The 14,788-nt window shown below is 38.6% G+C and carries 10 protein-coding genes; 7 read left to right on the plus strand and 3 right to left on the minus strand.

Annotated elements, in window-relative coordinates:
• Positions 1 to 328: 328 nt before the first annotated feature.
• Positions 329 to 1,441, minus strand: coding sequence for a glycoside hydrolase family 88/105 protein (locus QMO11_RS03150; protein ID WP_282035999.1), 1,113 nt, complete (start codon positions 1,439 to 1,441; stop codon positions 329 to 331).
• Positions 1,442 to 1,484: 43 nt separating this feature from the next.
• Positions 1,485 to 2,783: a BNR-4 repeat-containing protein gene (locus QMO11_RS03155; RefSeq protein WP_282036000.1), complete on the minus strand. Its 1,299-nt coding sequence runs from the start codon at positions 2,781 to 2,783 to the stop codon at positions 1,485 to 1,487.
• A gap of 145 nt (positions 2,784 to 2,928) precedes the next feature.
• Between QMO11_RS03155 and QMO11_RS03160 the strand changes: the two genes are divergently transcribed.
• The 7 genes from QMO11_RS03160 (at position 2,929) to QMO11_RS03190 (ending at position 13,642) form a co-directional block, all read left to right on the plus strand.
• Entirely contained in the window at positions 2,929 to 4,077 is a 1,149-nt protein-coding gene (locus QMO11_RS03160; RefSeq protein ID WP_282036001.1) for a helix-turn-helix domain-containing protein, read from the plus strand.
• Positions 4,078 to 4,178: 101 nt separating this feature from the next.
• Positions 4,179 to 5,510, plus strand: a complete 1,332-nt coding sequence (locus QMO11_RS03165) for a family 43 glycosylhydrolase (RefSeq protein ID WP_075602806.1) — start codon at positions 4,179 to 4,181, stop codon at positions 5,508 to 5,510.
• Positions 5,511 to 5,789: 279 nt separating this feature from the next.
• On the plus strand, positions 5,790 to 7,178 hold the full coding sequence (locus tag QMO11_RS03170; protein WP_282036002.1) for a glycoside hydrolase family 28 protein: 1,389 nt from the start codon (positions 5,790 to 5,792) through the stop codon (positions 7,176 to 7,178).
• 157 nt (positions 7,179 to 7,335) lie between these two features.
• Positions 7,336 to 9,516, plus strand: a complete 2,181-nt coding sequence (locus QMO11_RS03175) for a TIM-barrel domain-containing protein (protein ID WP_282036003.1) — start codon at positions 7,336 to 7,338, stop codon at positions 9,514 to 9,516.
• 5 nt (positions 9,517 to 9,521) lie between these two features.
• Positions 9,522 to 10,439: an alpha/beta hydrolase gene (locus QMO11_RS03180; protein WP_282036004.1), complete on the plus strand. Its 918-nt coding sequence runs from the start codon at positions 9,522 to 9,524 to the stop codon at positions 10,437 to 10,439.
• A 113-nt stretch (positions 10,440 to 10,552) separates the two neighbouring features.
• Complete coding sequence (locus QMO11_RS03185) at positions 10,553 to 11,923, plus strand: glycoside hydrolase family 28 protein (RefSeq protein WP_282036005.1); 1,371 nt, start codon at positions 10,553 to 10,555, stop codon at positions 11,921 to 11,923.
• A 171-nt stretch (positions 11,924 to 12,094) separates the two neighbouring features.
• Positions 12,095 to 13,642 (plus strand): sulfatase family protein, encoded by a 1,548-nt coding sequence (locus tag QMO11_RS03190; protein ID WP_282036006.1) that lies wholly within the window; start codon positions 12,095 to 12,097, stop codon positions 13,640 to 13,642.
• An 821-nt stretch (positions 13,643 to 14,463) separates the two neighbouring features.
• Here QMO11_RS03190 and QMO11_RS03195 read toward each other — a convergent pair.
• Positions 14,464 to 14,631 carry a hypothetical protein gene (locus QMO11_RS03195; RefSeq protein ID WP_282036007.1) on the minus strand — a complete coding sequence of 56 codons (168 nt, stop codon included), beginning with the start codon at positions 14,629 to 14,631 and terminating at the stop codon, positions 14,464 to 14,466.
• Positions 14,632 to 14,788 lie beyond the last annotated feature (157 nt).

The raw sequence follows: 14,788 nt of genomic DNA on the forward strand, positions 1-14,788 counted from the left end.
TATGATGATTAGAGATTTGGTATTATTGGTAAAATAGGGGGGATATTATAATTATTAATGGGATTGACGGGGTAATACAATGTTTGCACCAACAAAGGTTCAAACATTGACGCCAGAGCTGTGTTTGCATCAACAAACACTCAAACATCGCCGCCCAAGTCGTGTTTGTACCAACAAAGGCTCAAACATTGGCGCCAAAGACGTGTTTGTATCAACAAAGGTTCAAACATTGGCGCCGAACTTATGTTTGTATCAACAAATGCCCCTTTGCAATAACAGATGATTGTTAATTACAAAGGGCATAAATAAAAGCTTTTCTCTAAGAAATCTATTTGCTATACATTTTGTAAACTTCGCTACCTGCAGCTAAAAAGGCACCGGTACCATACACTTCTGTTTTATCGGGCCAGGCTTTACCAGGAGCTGCGCCAATGGGTTGTACATATCCGAGCATGCCATCTGTTGTAATGTAGCTAGTGAGGGCATTCCATCCTTTTTTTACAGCCGGCTCGTATGTTTCTCTATTGAGGATGCCATTGTTTATTCCCCAAGCCAGACCAAAGGTGAAGAACGCCGTTCCGCTTGCTTCAGGAGTTGGATATAAATCTGCAGCCAGTAAGCTCATAGCCCAATGCCCTTTTGGAGTTTGTATTTCTATTAACTTTTCAGCCATTTTTTTGTAGATATCTAAAAAGTAAGCATACTCTTTAGAGTCTTTCGGATATTCTTCCATTATAATGGTTAAGCCTCCAAAAACCCATCCATTACCGCGCGACCAAAAGGTTTTATGACCTTGATCTAATTTACCGATGTAAGAGTTATCTCGATAATATAAATCTTCGTCTGCATCGTATAAATGCGCTGTTGTAGCCTTAAACTCTTTTAGCATGAAGTCAGTATATTTTTCATCGCCCGTTATGTTAGCCAATTTTGCCAATACCGGAGGAGCCATAAATAGTGCATCGCACCATGTCCATCGCTCTAAATGTTTGTAGTTGTCTAATGTAATGGGTTGTGTACTTGGGTTATTAATAATGTAGTCCATCCCTTTAATACTTGGTTTTATCATTGTTGAATCGCCATACTTTCTGAAAAGCTCAATATACATTTGAGCTACCGCATGGTCATCGGCATGGTATTTACGCCAATGTAGTTTCCATTTTTGCTCTTCGCCAACGCCTTTTAGCCATTGATAATATTTGTCGCTATCGGCCATTTCTGCCCACTTTACCATGCCCACATATAAAGCTGCATTGGTCCAATCGGCAATATGGTGGGGTTTGTTGTGCTTCATGCTAAAGGTGTCTCTAAAATGCGTTATCTGCCAATCGGCAACCGTTTGCATGTCCTTTTTAACGCGTTTGGCTTTGATTTTTTGAGCATAGCCAACAGAAGGTAAACTCAGTACAATAATTAGGGCAATTGTTTTTAGTAAGTTCATATTTCAGATTCTTTATGAATTATATAGATTTTGTGAATGCTTGTTATTTGTTTTCAACCATATACTTAACGCGGGTTTTGTAATCTGAGTAATGAATGTATTTTTCGTTCTCCATCCATAGCACTACCGTTTTATCTCTTTTTTCCGGATTTTTGGGTACAATTGGGCGCACATTGTCGTATTTAGAGTTTGATGTGATGGGCGTAATGTCCCACGAATTGCCTTTATCTTTGGTCACTCGCTTTTCTATTTCAAATACCCCATTAATATCGCGCGATAAATAAATAGTATTGGATTTTGAGGGATGAAAGGTTAAGCCGGCGGAGTAATGCGGTTCACGCTCCTTTTTGCCATTAGGAGTTTGTGGAAACCATTTGCCAGAGTTACATATTTTATGATCTATCCATTTGCCTTTTTCATATTTGGCATAGTGGTATAAGTGTTCCGATTCTTTTGGATATCTGGCATATAAAACCACCGGATTTCCTTTTTTATCTTGGGTAACATCATATACCCAAGCTCGGCCCGATTCTTTAGTGGCTTTATATATTACAGAGGCTTCTTTGGGCTCAAAAGGTATGTTTTCAAGATCGCATATTTTTGATCCATCAACTCGCCAAAAGGCACCCTTTTCATAATAGGCATAATAAACAGAATTAGTAGGTTCCTTTCTTGGGTGTCCATCAGTAAAAATTATATGGATTTTAGATTTTCCATCTGAATAGTATTTTACATAAGGGCGGTTTACATCGTCAAATGGTTTATTGGTTATGTATACTTGTGCATCATTGTAAGTTCTACCATTATCATCACTCCATAGCATATTAGGCTTATAGCCTGTCCATCGACCAAATACAAACAAGCGGCCATTCTCGTCACTTAATGAAATTGGGTTTGCATAGGTAATACCTTTTTTAGGGTAGCGTTTAAATTGGGCTTCGTTAAATACTTCAATCATTTGAAGCTCTGAAAAAGTAGCCTTTTTAGCATTTGCATTTAAACGGTGCGAACGTACCCCTTCATCAAAATGCTTGGTATACATCATTAGCACCTCGTTATTCTCTAACTCTACAAATCCGGGATTAGCATGGTCGTCTTTATCCAATTTAGGGCTTACTATTTGGGTGCTTATTTCATCACTTTCATAATTAAGTACAGCAGCTTCTATTGAGCCATCGGCTTTTACCCAACCAGTTACTATTTGTGGTAGACCATTGTGATGATATACAGCTCCGGGTGCTGAGAACCAACACCAGGTTCCATCATCGCTAAGTTCTTTAATTTGTGCTTGAAGTATCATGCCAATGCTAAGTAGAAATGTAGCAAGAGAATATTTATTCATAAGTCTTTATTTTGTTGTATTGATATTAAATATTGAATACACAAAACAATAGATTTATACATTATTTAATAACTTTAACAGCGTTTTAACGGTACCTATAACCGTTAAAGTTTTGCGTAAAGACTTGTTTATCCGTAATCTATATATGAATATCAATAACGAAAAGAAGCAATTATTAATATCATCCATTCGTAATAGTAAAACCTTTTCGAAGGCAACTACCAGTAATTCTTTGCTACAATATTTGTGCGATGCATCGATTAATGAAATAGTTTTAAAAGAAAGTATTATCGATGTAGAGTTTTTTAAGAGTAATGCCGATAGTGATAAGTCTTCGCCTAGGGTTAGGGTGAATATCTATAATCTAAGAAAAAAGCTGAACGAATATTACCAAGTAGAAGGTAAGGAAGACGCTCATATTGTTTCAATCGAAAAAGGACAATACAATCTTCATTTTACAAAAAGGCCACCGATTAAATCATTCTATTCTAAAATTAAGTTGAAAAATGTTGTTCCGTATGGTCTTATTTTAATAATGCTAGTGGCATTTTTGGTATCGAATTTACCCCCTAAAAAGGATGCAATTTGGGGCTCGTATATTGAAAAGCCCACAAGTTTATATATTGGAGATATATTTGGCATTATGGGAAATACAGCAACGGGGAATTATGGCTGGAATAGAGACTACACCGTAAATAGCTTGAGCGATTATTATGCTCTAAGTCAGAAGAGTGAAGAGCTTAAAACTAATACAAAGCCAGCAAACTATACTTATACTACGGGTATGGCTGTAATTGCTACTCAGCGTATTGAACAAGTTTTTCAGCAGTTTAATACTTCGCCTAGTATAAAGTTTATATCACAAAGCTCTATTGCCGATATTAAGCAGGAGAATGCTATTTATGTGGGACCTACTAAAAATAACAATCACTTTATCCACTTTTTCAATCAGAGCAATAAATACTTCAGAATCAGTAATGATTCTTTGTTTTTAAAGGGGCACCCACAATTAGCTGATACCTCGTTTTATCTAAACTCATCGGGCTTAACCGAGGAATATGCCGTGGTTTCCAATATACCTGGTCCAGCTAATACAAATCAATTGCTGTTTTTTTCTAATCACGATATTGGCGTAAGTTCTACCATCGAATTTTTCACCAATAGGGAAAGCTTAACATCATTTATAAAGAAGAATACTAATAACTCTCCGTATTTTATTGCGGTATTTAAGGCCGAAGGTAAAAGTAGAACCAACACAAAATTAGAACTCATTTTAACTAGTGCTATTGAGTAAGTTTAAATTATATCCCCTTTATCAATTCTAATTATTTCCGCAGGATAGGTGAACTGTAGCTTAGATTTGTGAGAAACAAAAACACATAAAATAAACAAGGTATGAGAAGAATCTTATTCGCGTTGTTCATAATAACAGGAACATTGTATGCGCAAAACCCATTAGTTACACACATGTTTACAGCTGATCCCACAGCGCGTGTATTCGATGGAAAGTTATATGTTTATCCTTCAAGTGATACTTATCCCCCTGCTGGGCGCGAAGAAGAATTTCCGCGTTTCTGTATGCCAGGATACCATGCTTTTACGCTCGAAAATGGTGCCACTTGGAAAGATCATGGTTGGATATTAAAAGAGAATGATGTGCCTTGGGGCGAGAAAGATACATATGCCATGTGGGCACCTGATTGTATCGAAAAGGACGGAAAGTATTATTACTATTATCCGGCCAAACCAAAAAAAGATAAAGCTTTTAGAAGAATTGGTGTAGGGGTTTCTGATAATCCACTCGGTCCGTTTAAATGGAATAAGAACTTTATCGAAGGCGTTTCTGGTATCGATCCAGGTTTGTTAGTAGACGATAAAAACGATGCTTATCTTTTCTTTGGGGGAGGACATGAGTTATATGTAGCTCCCTTGGCTGATAACATGAGCGAAATTACTGCTGAACCAATTTTAATTGAAGGTTTACCTGCAGGATACAAAGAAGGTTCTTTCCCATTTCAAAAAGATGGTACGTACTACTTAACTTTTGCACACGTATTTGCCGATGAGGGTTATACAATTGGCTATGCCACTTCTGACAATCCAATGGGACCTTATATTTATGGGGGTAAAATTATGGATAACATCTATAATGGAACCAACCACCATTCTGTAGTTGAATACGAAGGACAATGGATATTATTTTACCACTCGTGGGATATTAGTGGATTTAGCAAGTTGCGTTCTATGCGTGCCGATTATATGGAGTTTAAAAAAGATGGAAGCATCAAACGTGTAAAGCCAACTTTACGTGGTATCGGAACGCCACAAGTGAATGATACCATTCAAGTGGATAGGTACAATGATATTAGTGGTGCCAACACAACATTTGTAGGTGGAAACGAACCAACAGGATGGATGGTTTGCGATACACGTATGAATAGCTTTGTGCGTTTTGATAGAGTGAAATTTGATGGTGCTAAAAAAATAAAAGCGCGCGTTGCTAGTGGTCAGAGAATGGGAAGCTTTGAGGTGCGACTAAATAACCCAAAGGGTAAATTAGTGGCTGAGTTCCCTATTAACTATACTGGTGGTTGGAATACTTGGGAAACCATTGAAGCTGATGTAAAAGAAGACATCACAGGTATTCATAACCTTGTGGTAGTATTTAAATCTGATTGGGGTAATACCAAGGCAGTTAATCTGAATTGGTTATTAATGACAGAGTAATATTCAGTACAATTTTCAGAAATAAGTTTAGAAACTCTCATTCCTTTATAGGGTGAGAGTTTTTTTGTGCTTGTAACAATACTTATCAAGCTGAGTTTGATATGAAGTTGTTGGTTCAGATCATTTATAAATGATGCGTTTCTAATGACTATTGTGCGTTAAACCATCCAAAAACAGGGGATAGATTCATTTTCACCCATTTTTTACCCCTCCATTAACCCACTTCGCAACCTCAGAATTACTACTTTCGAACATGATGATAAAAACCAATACAGAATTATGAAAAATCGATTCACCTTTAAAACACTTTGTATAGCCTTTGCCATGTTATTAGTCGCGCAAATTAGTGCGGCAAAAGATTTTGATGTGCGTGATTTTGGGGCTAAAGCCGATGGTGTATCTCTTGATACCGAAGCAGTACAAAATGCCATCAACGCCGCTACCCAAAATGGGGGAGGTAAAGTAATCATCCCATCTGGTAAAATAGTTCTTTCAGGTACTATTTATATGAAAGATTTTGTAACGCTACACATCGAAAATGGCGGAACTTTATTGGCAAGTCCTGATTATAAAGATTACCCCAATAACACACACAAAAACATGTATAAAAACGAGCCTCATATGGATCGTTGTTTTATTTATGCCGAGGATGCCAAGTCATTTGCCTTCGAAGGTTACGGTATTATTGATGGGAATGGTTATATGAAAAATTTCACCCGTAAAAAAGGAGGGCGCCCGATGTTGATGCGCTTTAAAAATTGCGATAAAATTCACATGCGCGACATTACCATATTAAACCCAGCGGCATGGGTTTCAGCATGGCTTTATTGTAATGAGATAGTAGTTGATGGCATAAAAATCAGAAGCAGAGTAAATGGCAATGGCGATGGCCTCGATTTTGATGGCTGCACTAATGTGCGTGTGTCCAATTCATCATTCGATACCAGTGATGATTCTATTTGCCTACAAGCGTCTATGCAAGATAAACCTTGTAAAGATGTAGTAATTACCAATTGTATTTTCGAGAGTAAATGGGCGGGTATGCGCATTGGTTTATTATCTCGTGGCGATTTTGAATCGGTGACCGTGACCAATTGTACCTTTAAAAACATAAAAGATTCGGGCCTAAAAATCCAAGTAAACGAAGGGGGCACCATGAAGAATATGGTTTTCTCCAACTTGGTGATGAAAAATGTACCGCGTCCTGTTTTCATGACCTTTGCCCAACAAAAAGCCTGTGTTGATGCTCCTGATGAAATGTATCCTATGAAAGAAATGAAGAATTTTACCTTTCAGAATATCATTGCTGATAATACTGAATTGGATAAGAATTCAGCTTTCTTTTTAACCGGAATGCCCGGACATAACATCCAAAATATCATCATTAAGGATGTTCAGTTTTTTGTATCGGGTGGAGGAACAAAAGAAGATAGTAAGAAAAGCATCAAAGAATACACTGTAGAAACCTTAGAGGGTTGGTGGCCCGAGTTTCACTTAGTAGGTACATTACCTGCATCAGGGGTTTATTTACGACATATGGAGAATGTGCTAGTGGATAATTTTCATTTAACGGTTGTTGATGCTGATGCCCGGAAACCATTTGTTTTAGATGATGTAAGTAATAGCAATATTAGTAATTGTTATTTAAATGGGAAAAAGATAAAATAAGGCTTTAGAACTCAGTTTCTGCGTCTATATATTTTATATGTCACAGGACTGTATTTTGTTTAAATCCAATTAGAAAGGCTATTTTATATTTATATAGTTTGCATAAGGCCAATAAAAAGAAGAGATTGAACATTGAAACGTACTAATATGAAATTCAATGAACACATCAACATTAAAAACTGCGGTAAGGCAAGCCATGCTAGTTTTACCCATAACCTTGCTTTTTACATCGTGTATGGAAACTAAAAATCAGTCGTATTTAATTGGAGATAATATCGCCATCTTTTATCCCGAAGGTTTCAGTGGAGAAGACCATCTGCCTTCTTTAGCGCTTATTGATGAACCTCAAAAAGTAGATCAATTAGGGCACGGTTGGAAATTAAAGGTAGAGTTCTCTGTTTTAGACGGGAAAAGTATTGCCCATATTAATACCGGAGATGCTAGCTTGTATGGAACAGGCGAAGTAACCGGCAATTTACTCAGAAACAATACCGAAATAAGCCTATGGAATACGGATAACTTTACCTATAAGCTCGATGATGGAAAGCGCCTATATCAGTCGCATCCTTGGGTATTAGGAGTTCGAAAAGATGGCTCTGCTTTTGGTGTTTTGGCCGACAATACCTGGCGACAAAATTTATCTTTGAAAGATGGAATCACCTTTACAGCCGACTCTAAACCATTCCGTGTAATTATCATTGAAAAAGAAAATACTACTGAAGTACTTAAGGAATTGGCTCAGCTAACAGGAAAAATGGAAATGCCTCCTCTTTGGAGTTTGGGTTACCAACAATGTAGATGGTCTTATTTTCCCGACACTAGAGTGGCTGAAGTTGCGGATACCTTCAGAATAAAGAATATCCCTTGCGATGTAATTTGGATGGATATTCATTATATGGATGGCAACCGTGTGTTTACGTTCTCAGAAAAAGACTTTCCTAACCCCGAAAAGACCAATGCTTATCTGCATCAGAAAGATTTTAAATCGATATGGATGATTGACCCTGGCGTGAAAAAAGAAAAGGGTTACCATGTTTACGATTCAGGTACTAAAAATAAAGTGTGGGTTCAAACTGCCGACGATGAGGATTTTGTTGGCCGTGTTTGGCCAGGCGATTGTGTTTTTCCCGATTTTACCAACGAAGAAGTCAACCAGTGGTGGGCTAACTTATATAAGCCATTTATGGCTACCGGTATTGATGGTGTTTGGAACGATATGAACGAGCCGGCAGTTTTTGAAAATACAGAAGAGAACGAGGCGGTGATGAATGGCCTTACCGACATGACTATGCCTTCGGATAATAAACATAGAGGGGGTGAGCTATTGCCTGCCAGTTCGCATTTGCGATATCATAATGTATATGGTTATTTGATGGTGAAGGCTTCCCGCGAAGGAATTCTTAAGGCCAATCCAGAGAAAAGACCTTTTGTTTTAACCCGATCTAATTATATCGGTGGTCAGCGTTATGCAGCCACATGGACTGGCGATAATGCCTCTACATGGGCACATTTAAAAATGTCTATACCCATGAGCATCAACCTAAGTTTATCGGGTCAGCCTTTTAATGGTCCTGATATTGGTGGTTTCGAGGGCAATGCAACTCCCAATCTGTTTGCACATTGGATGGCCATTGGGGCTTTCTTTCCTTTTTCACGTGCACATTCTATCAATGGTAGTAAGCCGCACGAGCCTTGGGCTTTTGGTAAAAAGGTTGAAGAATCATGTCGTACATCTATCAATCGTAGATACCGATTATTACCGTATTATTATACTTTGTTTCAAGAGGCATCAGTCATTGGTACCCCTGTTATGCGTCCTGTTTTTATGGCCGATGATGAAGATCTTTCCTTAAGAAAGGAGCAAGAAGCTTTTATGATAGGGGCCGATTTAATTATTGTTCCAAAGTGGTCAAAAAATCCCCATCTGCCCAAAGGCGATTGGAAGATAGTTTCCATCGATGGAGAAAATAGTGCAGATGACAAATACCAAGCAGATGTTTTATTGCGCCCTGGGGCTATTGTTCCGCTTTGCAACCTGGCACAAAGTACAGTTGATTATTCAACAGATGAAATTACCCTATTGGTTAATTTAGATGAATCAGGAAAAGCAAAGGGAAAACTATATACCGATGCTGGTGAAGGTTTTGCTTATAAGAATAAAGAATACGCAATGGTGCACTATAAAGCAATTGCTAATGGTAATAAGGTAAATATTAGCACTAAATTTGAGGGCAACTATTTTAATACGCAAAGTAAAATAAACGTAAAATTATATTATAAAGGTGAAGTAATTGAAGCCACTGGTGGATATACAGATACCATTACAGTAAACCTATAGTACACATGAAACAAAGAACACTTATTGCAGCTATTGTAGTATTACTAACAATGAGCAGTATGGCACAAGAACAAATTCCGCTTTGGGATATAAAAGAATTGCCAAATTATCAGAAGTCGAAGGAAAAGGAAATAATTCCTGAACGCGATATACTGTGGATTGAGAAGATACAAACACCTTCAATTCAACCTTTCATTCCTACACAGAAAAATGCCAATGGCATGGCTGTGTTAATATGTCCGGGAGGAGGATACCGTGGTTTAGCCTATGATTGGGAAGGAACGGATTATGCAAAGTGGTTAAATAGTAGGGGTATAGCTGCATTTGTATTGCGTTATAGATTGCCCGAAGCTGCTTCTATCGTAACTCCTTATAAAGCCCCTTTGCAAGATGCGCAGCGTGCCATGCGTTGGATACGAAGCAATGCAGCTAAGTATCATGTTGATGCCAATAAAGTAGGGGTAATTGGTTCGTCGGCAGGAGGTCACTTGGCTTCAAGCATTGGTACCCATTACGAGATGCCTATTTATGATAGAAAGGATTCTATTGATGCATTAAGTGCACGCCCTGATTTTATGATGCTCATCTACCCGGTTATCAGCATGCAAGAAGGTTTAACACATAAGGGCTCAAAGAAGAATTTACTAGGTAAAAACCCATCTCCTGAATTGGTAGAGGAGTTCTCTAACGAATTGCAAGTTACCAATGATACGCCGCCTACTTTCATGGTGCACTCTGCCGATGATAAAGCAGTGCCAGTAGAAAACTCCATCAGAATGTATCAGGCATTAGTGAAACATAAGGTAAGTGCAACCATGCATTTATTTCCAACAGGTGGACATGGTTATAGCATGGGCCTAAGTAGAGAAGGAGCACCACACTGGACAAAGCTCGCCGAAGATTGGTTCGCTACTTTAGAATAGAAAATCATTCACAGATTCGCACCTCTAGGTATCAATAAGTTCTATGGCTTCATATTGGTGCGAGTTCTATCCTTACTATATCAGGTATAATTTAAATTCTAATATAAAAACACATGAAAAATCTACTTTATATTGTATCAATGCTGTTGGCAGTAACTCTGCTTTCGTGCCAATCGGATAAGCACTACGTTATCACCACTTACGGTGCCATAAGCGATCAAACTACTATTAACACAAGAGCCATTCAACAGGCAATTGACGATTGCCATAATAATGGCGGAGGAACAGTCATAGTACCTAGCGGCCATTTTATAACAGGTACCGTTTTGCTAAAAGATAATGTTACGCTTCATGTTGAAGAAGGTGCGCAGCTTATTGGTAGCGATAACCCTATGGATTACATAAGTATTGATCCGTTTACTGATGCCACGGGTCAAGTGCGTGGTAAGTGCCTAGTGGGTGCCGAGGGAGCCAATAATATTGCCATCACAGGTCAGGGAATTATTGATGGGCGAGGAGAATTGTTTTTATCAAAGAATATTAAAAAAACAATGAAACGTTTGGGGGTAGACCAAAGTGAGTATGGCGTTTATGCCAGTAACCGACCATTTTTGGTGCGTTTGGTAAAATCAAGCAATATTCAAGTTAAAGATATCAGCTTACGCCAGCCTGCTGCATGGACTTTACACTTCTTCCAAAGTAAGAATATATTAGTGGATGGTGTTAAAATATACAGCCATGCACACAAAAATAACGACGGTATTGATTTAGACTCCAGTAGCGATGCCATTATCCAAAACTGCGATATCGATAGTGGCGACGATGCCATCTGTTTTAAAACCACATCTCCGGTGGCAACCAGTAATGTTGTTGTGAGCAATTGTACACTAAAAAGTGATTGGGGTACTATTAAATTTGGTACCGAATCAATGGGCGATTTCAAAAATATTGTGGTTAAAAACTGTACCATAAACGATACGCGCGGCGGTGGTATAAAAATACTTAGTGTTGATGGCGCAAATATCGATAACATCCTTATCGATAACATTAAAATGAATAATGTGGATATGCCAATATTTATTCGCTTAGGCGAGCGTTTGCGCACTTATCGAGATGCTCCAAAGCAAAAAGTAGGCTCTATTAAAAATATTCAGATTAGTAACGTAACAGCCGTAACTCGTAGTATTGAAGAATCAAGAGTGACACCTCCAGCAGGTATTTTTATTACCGGAACACCAAACCACTCTGTCGAAAATATTACCCTTAGCAATATCGCCATCACTCTACCAGGTGGAGGAACTGCAGAGCAAGTAAAAGCTGTAATTGCCGAAGACGAAAAGCGTTATCCCGAGTTTAGCTTTTTTGGCGTATTACCTGCCTATGGTTTATATGCACGCCATGCCAAAAATATCGTAAAAGAAAATATTACTTTTTCCTTGGAGGGTGAAGATGCGAGAGAAGAAATCATTATTGAAGAAAACTAAAGTCTCAATGAGTAACGAATTTGAATTTTGCCTTGAGATTCCTTCGTGCCTCGGAATAACAAGGCGCTTATTTATTTTACTGCCTGCTTAAGGTTTTACATCATCGCGACAAAGGAAGCCATCTTAAGGCTACATGCAAATACTATTCTAAAAGAAAGACAAACGAACAAAATGAAACTACCTACTTTAAAATTAATCGCAGTCTGCATCATCAGCCTTATGGCGATGAATACATTTGCCAAAAAAACGAAGAAGCCCAACGTATTGGTAATTTATACCGACGACCATCGTTATACCGGAATTCATGCCCTTGGCGGACAAGCGGTGCGAACACCCAATATAGATCAATTGGCCAATACGGGTATTGTATTTACAAACGCCTATTTAATGGGGGCATTTTCAGGAGCAACCTGCATGCCTAGTAGGGCTATGTTGTTAAGCGGACGTCAGTTATTTACCCTCAAAGGGCAAGGGCACACCATGCCCAAAGAACATATTACCATTGGCGAAACCTTTAAAAACAATGGCTACCATACTCACATGGTGGGCAAGTGGCATCAGGATAGGGAATCCTTGTCGCGTTCGTTTGATGATGGACAGACGGTAATGGGCATTGGCGTATACCTTACCGATCATTACCGAATGCCACTTTGGGATTGGGATAAAACCGGAGCTTTCCCTAAAAAGGATGCCTACCTTTTAGAGTTTGATGCCAACGGAAACGAAACCCGTCGCCCGGTAGCCAAAACCGATAAACGTGGTCCCACAGGCACTGAAGAACTAGGTCCGCATACCTCCGAAATATTTGCACGTAATGCAGCCACTTACATCAAAAACTACAAGGATAAAGAGCCGTTCTTTATGTATTTGGCCTTTCATGCTCCGCACGATCCGCGTCAGGCACCCAAGAAATATCAAGATATGTATCCCACCGATCAAATTCAACTGCCGCCATCATATTTGCCACAGCACCCCTTCGACAATGGCGCCCTGTTTTTGCGCGATGAAGAACTTGGTCCTTGGCCACGTACGCCCCAAGTGGCACGCGAACATTTGGCTGCCTACTATGCTATCATCACCCATTTAGATGCCCAAATAGGTAAGGTAATTCAGGCCCTAAAAGAAAGCGGAGAATATGACAATACCATCATCATTCTTTCTGGCGATAGCGGTTTGGCCGTTGGGTGTCACGGACTGTTGGGCAAGCAAAATGTATATGATGAGGATGGAATTCATGTGCCATTCATCGTATCCGGAGGAGCCACCAAGCAAAGTGGCGTGCGTTCAGATGCCCTCTGTTACATACACGATATATACCCAACCACTTGCGATTTGGCTGGCATTCAGGCACCCGCATCAGTAAACGGACTGAGCCTAAAACCTGTAATTAATGGCGAAGTGGCTCAGGTACGCGATCATACTTATCATGCCTATCGTCAGCATCAGCGCGCATACCGTAAGGGCGATTTTAAGCTAATAGAATTTGTAAAAGCCAACGATTACCACAAAAAGAAAGGCCAGTTTGTGGCAGGTTCGCGAGTAACCTTGCTTTTCAATACAGCTAATGATCCTTGGGAAACCACCAACCTTGCATTTTTGCCTCAATACCACGAAACCCTAAAAACCATGCAAGCCGAAATGCAAGCCGAATCCATTAAACTGGGTGACAATACCCAAAGCACCGGCGAAAAATATAATTTTTGGGATTACTATAATTAGTTATAAGTGTTAAGTTATAAATGATAAATGCTTGTTTCGCTCTACTCTTTCATCGAGATACGAAGGAGTAACGAGGTACTTTACACTTTTAGCAATAACTTAACTATTGAGTTAACAAAGGTTAATTCGCAAACCCTCTGTTTTTTTGGCACAAGCTTTGCAATAATCCACAACGAAGAGCAAGAGAGTTTTTCATAGATTAGGTTAGGGTTTAGGTTATTAGTCGGAACACTTCTAAAGTGTTCCGATTATTTAAAGCTCACCACACAAAACAGACATAAGAAGTTTTTTTTCATAGATTAGGGTTTAGGTTAAAAGAAAGGGATTCAACAACGGTTGAAATCCCTTTTTTTTATGCCTTTTTTTGTCAGTTCTATTTAAGGGAACTGTCCTTGCTAAACCATCTAATACCCCAAGTAATTCGTTCATTAATACCAAATGCATCATTTGAAGATGTTTTTGGTATAATATGCTGTGTAAAAATGAACAGCTCCCTGTGAATATTTCCACAGCCCCGTGTTGAAATCCTCACAGCCCCGTGTGCATTTTTACACAAGCCTTCTGTGTATTTTTCCACACGCCCCTTGTGAATATTTCCACAGCGTTTTTAGGGGCCAAAATAAACGCACTATTTAATTTGATTCAGAGCTGCCCTAAACGTTTTTCAAATTAGACATTCGTAATGAAATCATAAGGCTTTAGGATGTTTTTTTATCCTTCTAGAAAATCAATCCCCCTAGTCGAACAATTTACCTTGTACATGTGACTGGCCATAATTATAAGTAGTGTCGTTTACATTAACCAAATACTGAGTTTTGTATTCATTTAGCATTAGCTCTTAAAGACCTGCTCATAATATCCATTAAAAACACTTGAATCTCAATTGGAGCATTCAGCCAACCATATAATTTAATTTCCTTTTGTATTCCTGTTTCTAAAAATGTCTCTATTTGTATAATCGGTCTTCCAGGCATAAAATCTTCATCCATATAAACAGACTCAGTATTATCAATATTAACGTGAATTCGACGTAAGAAAAGTTCTATTTTAAGAGAAAAGAAACAAAGTGTTTGTTATATTTAAGTATCTAACATTTAAATATATAGTTACAAAAACCTTGTTTCTTATGATGAGTAAAGTTACTGA

This window comes from Saccharicrinis aurantiacus (genome assembly GCF_947489045.1).
GTDB lineage: Bacteria > Bacteroidota > Bacteroidia > Bacteroidales > Marinilabiliaceae > Saccharicrinis > Saccharicrinis aurantiacus.

Coding starts and splice junctions, on each gene's coding strand:
- QMO11_RS03150 (WP_282035999.1), bottom strand. CDS start 1,441: ATGAACTTACTAAAAACAATTGCCCTAATTATTGTACTGAGTTTACCT.
- QMO11_RS03155 (WP_282036000.1), bottom strand. CDS start 2,783: ATGAATAAATATTCTCTTGCTACATTTCTACTTAGCATTGGCATGATA.
- QMO11_RS03160 (WP_282036001.1), top strand. CDS start 2,929: ATGAATATCAATAACGAAAAGAAGCAATTATTAATATCATCCATTCGT.
- QMO11_RS03165 (WP_075602806.1), top strand. CDS start 4,179: ATGAGAAGAATCTTATTCGCGTTGTTCATAATAACAGGAACATTGTAT.
- QMO11_RS03170 (WP_282036002.1), top strand. CDS start 5,790: ATGAAAAATCGATTCACCTTTAAAACACTTTGTATAGCCTTTGCCATG.
- QMO11_RS03175 (WP_282036003.1), top strand. CDS start 7,336: ATGAACACATCAACATTAAAAACTGCGGTAAGGCAAGCCATGCTAGTT.
- QMO11_RS03180 (WP_282036004.1), top strand. CDS start 9,522: ATGAAACAAAGAACACTTATTGCAGCTATTGTAGTATTACTAACAATG.
- QMO11_RS03185 (WP_282036005.1), top strand. CDS start 10,553: ATGAAAAATCTACTTTATATTGTATCAATGCTGTTGGCAGTAACTCTG.
- QMO11_RS03190 (WP_282036006.1), top strand. CDS start 12,095: ATGAAACTACCTACTTTAAAATTAATCGCAGTCTGCATCATCAGCCTT.
- QMO11_RS03195 (WP_282036007.1), bottom strand. CDS start 14,631: ATGGATGAAGATTTTATGCCTGGAAGACCGATTATACAAATAGAGACA.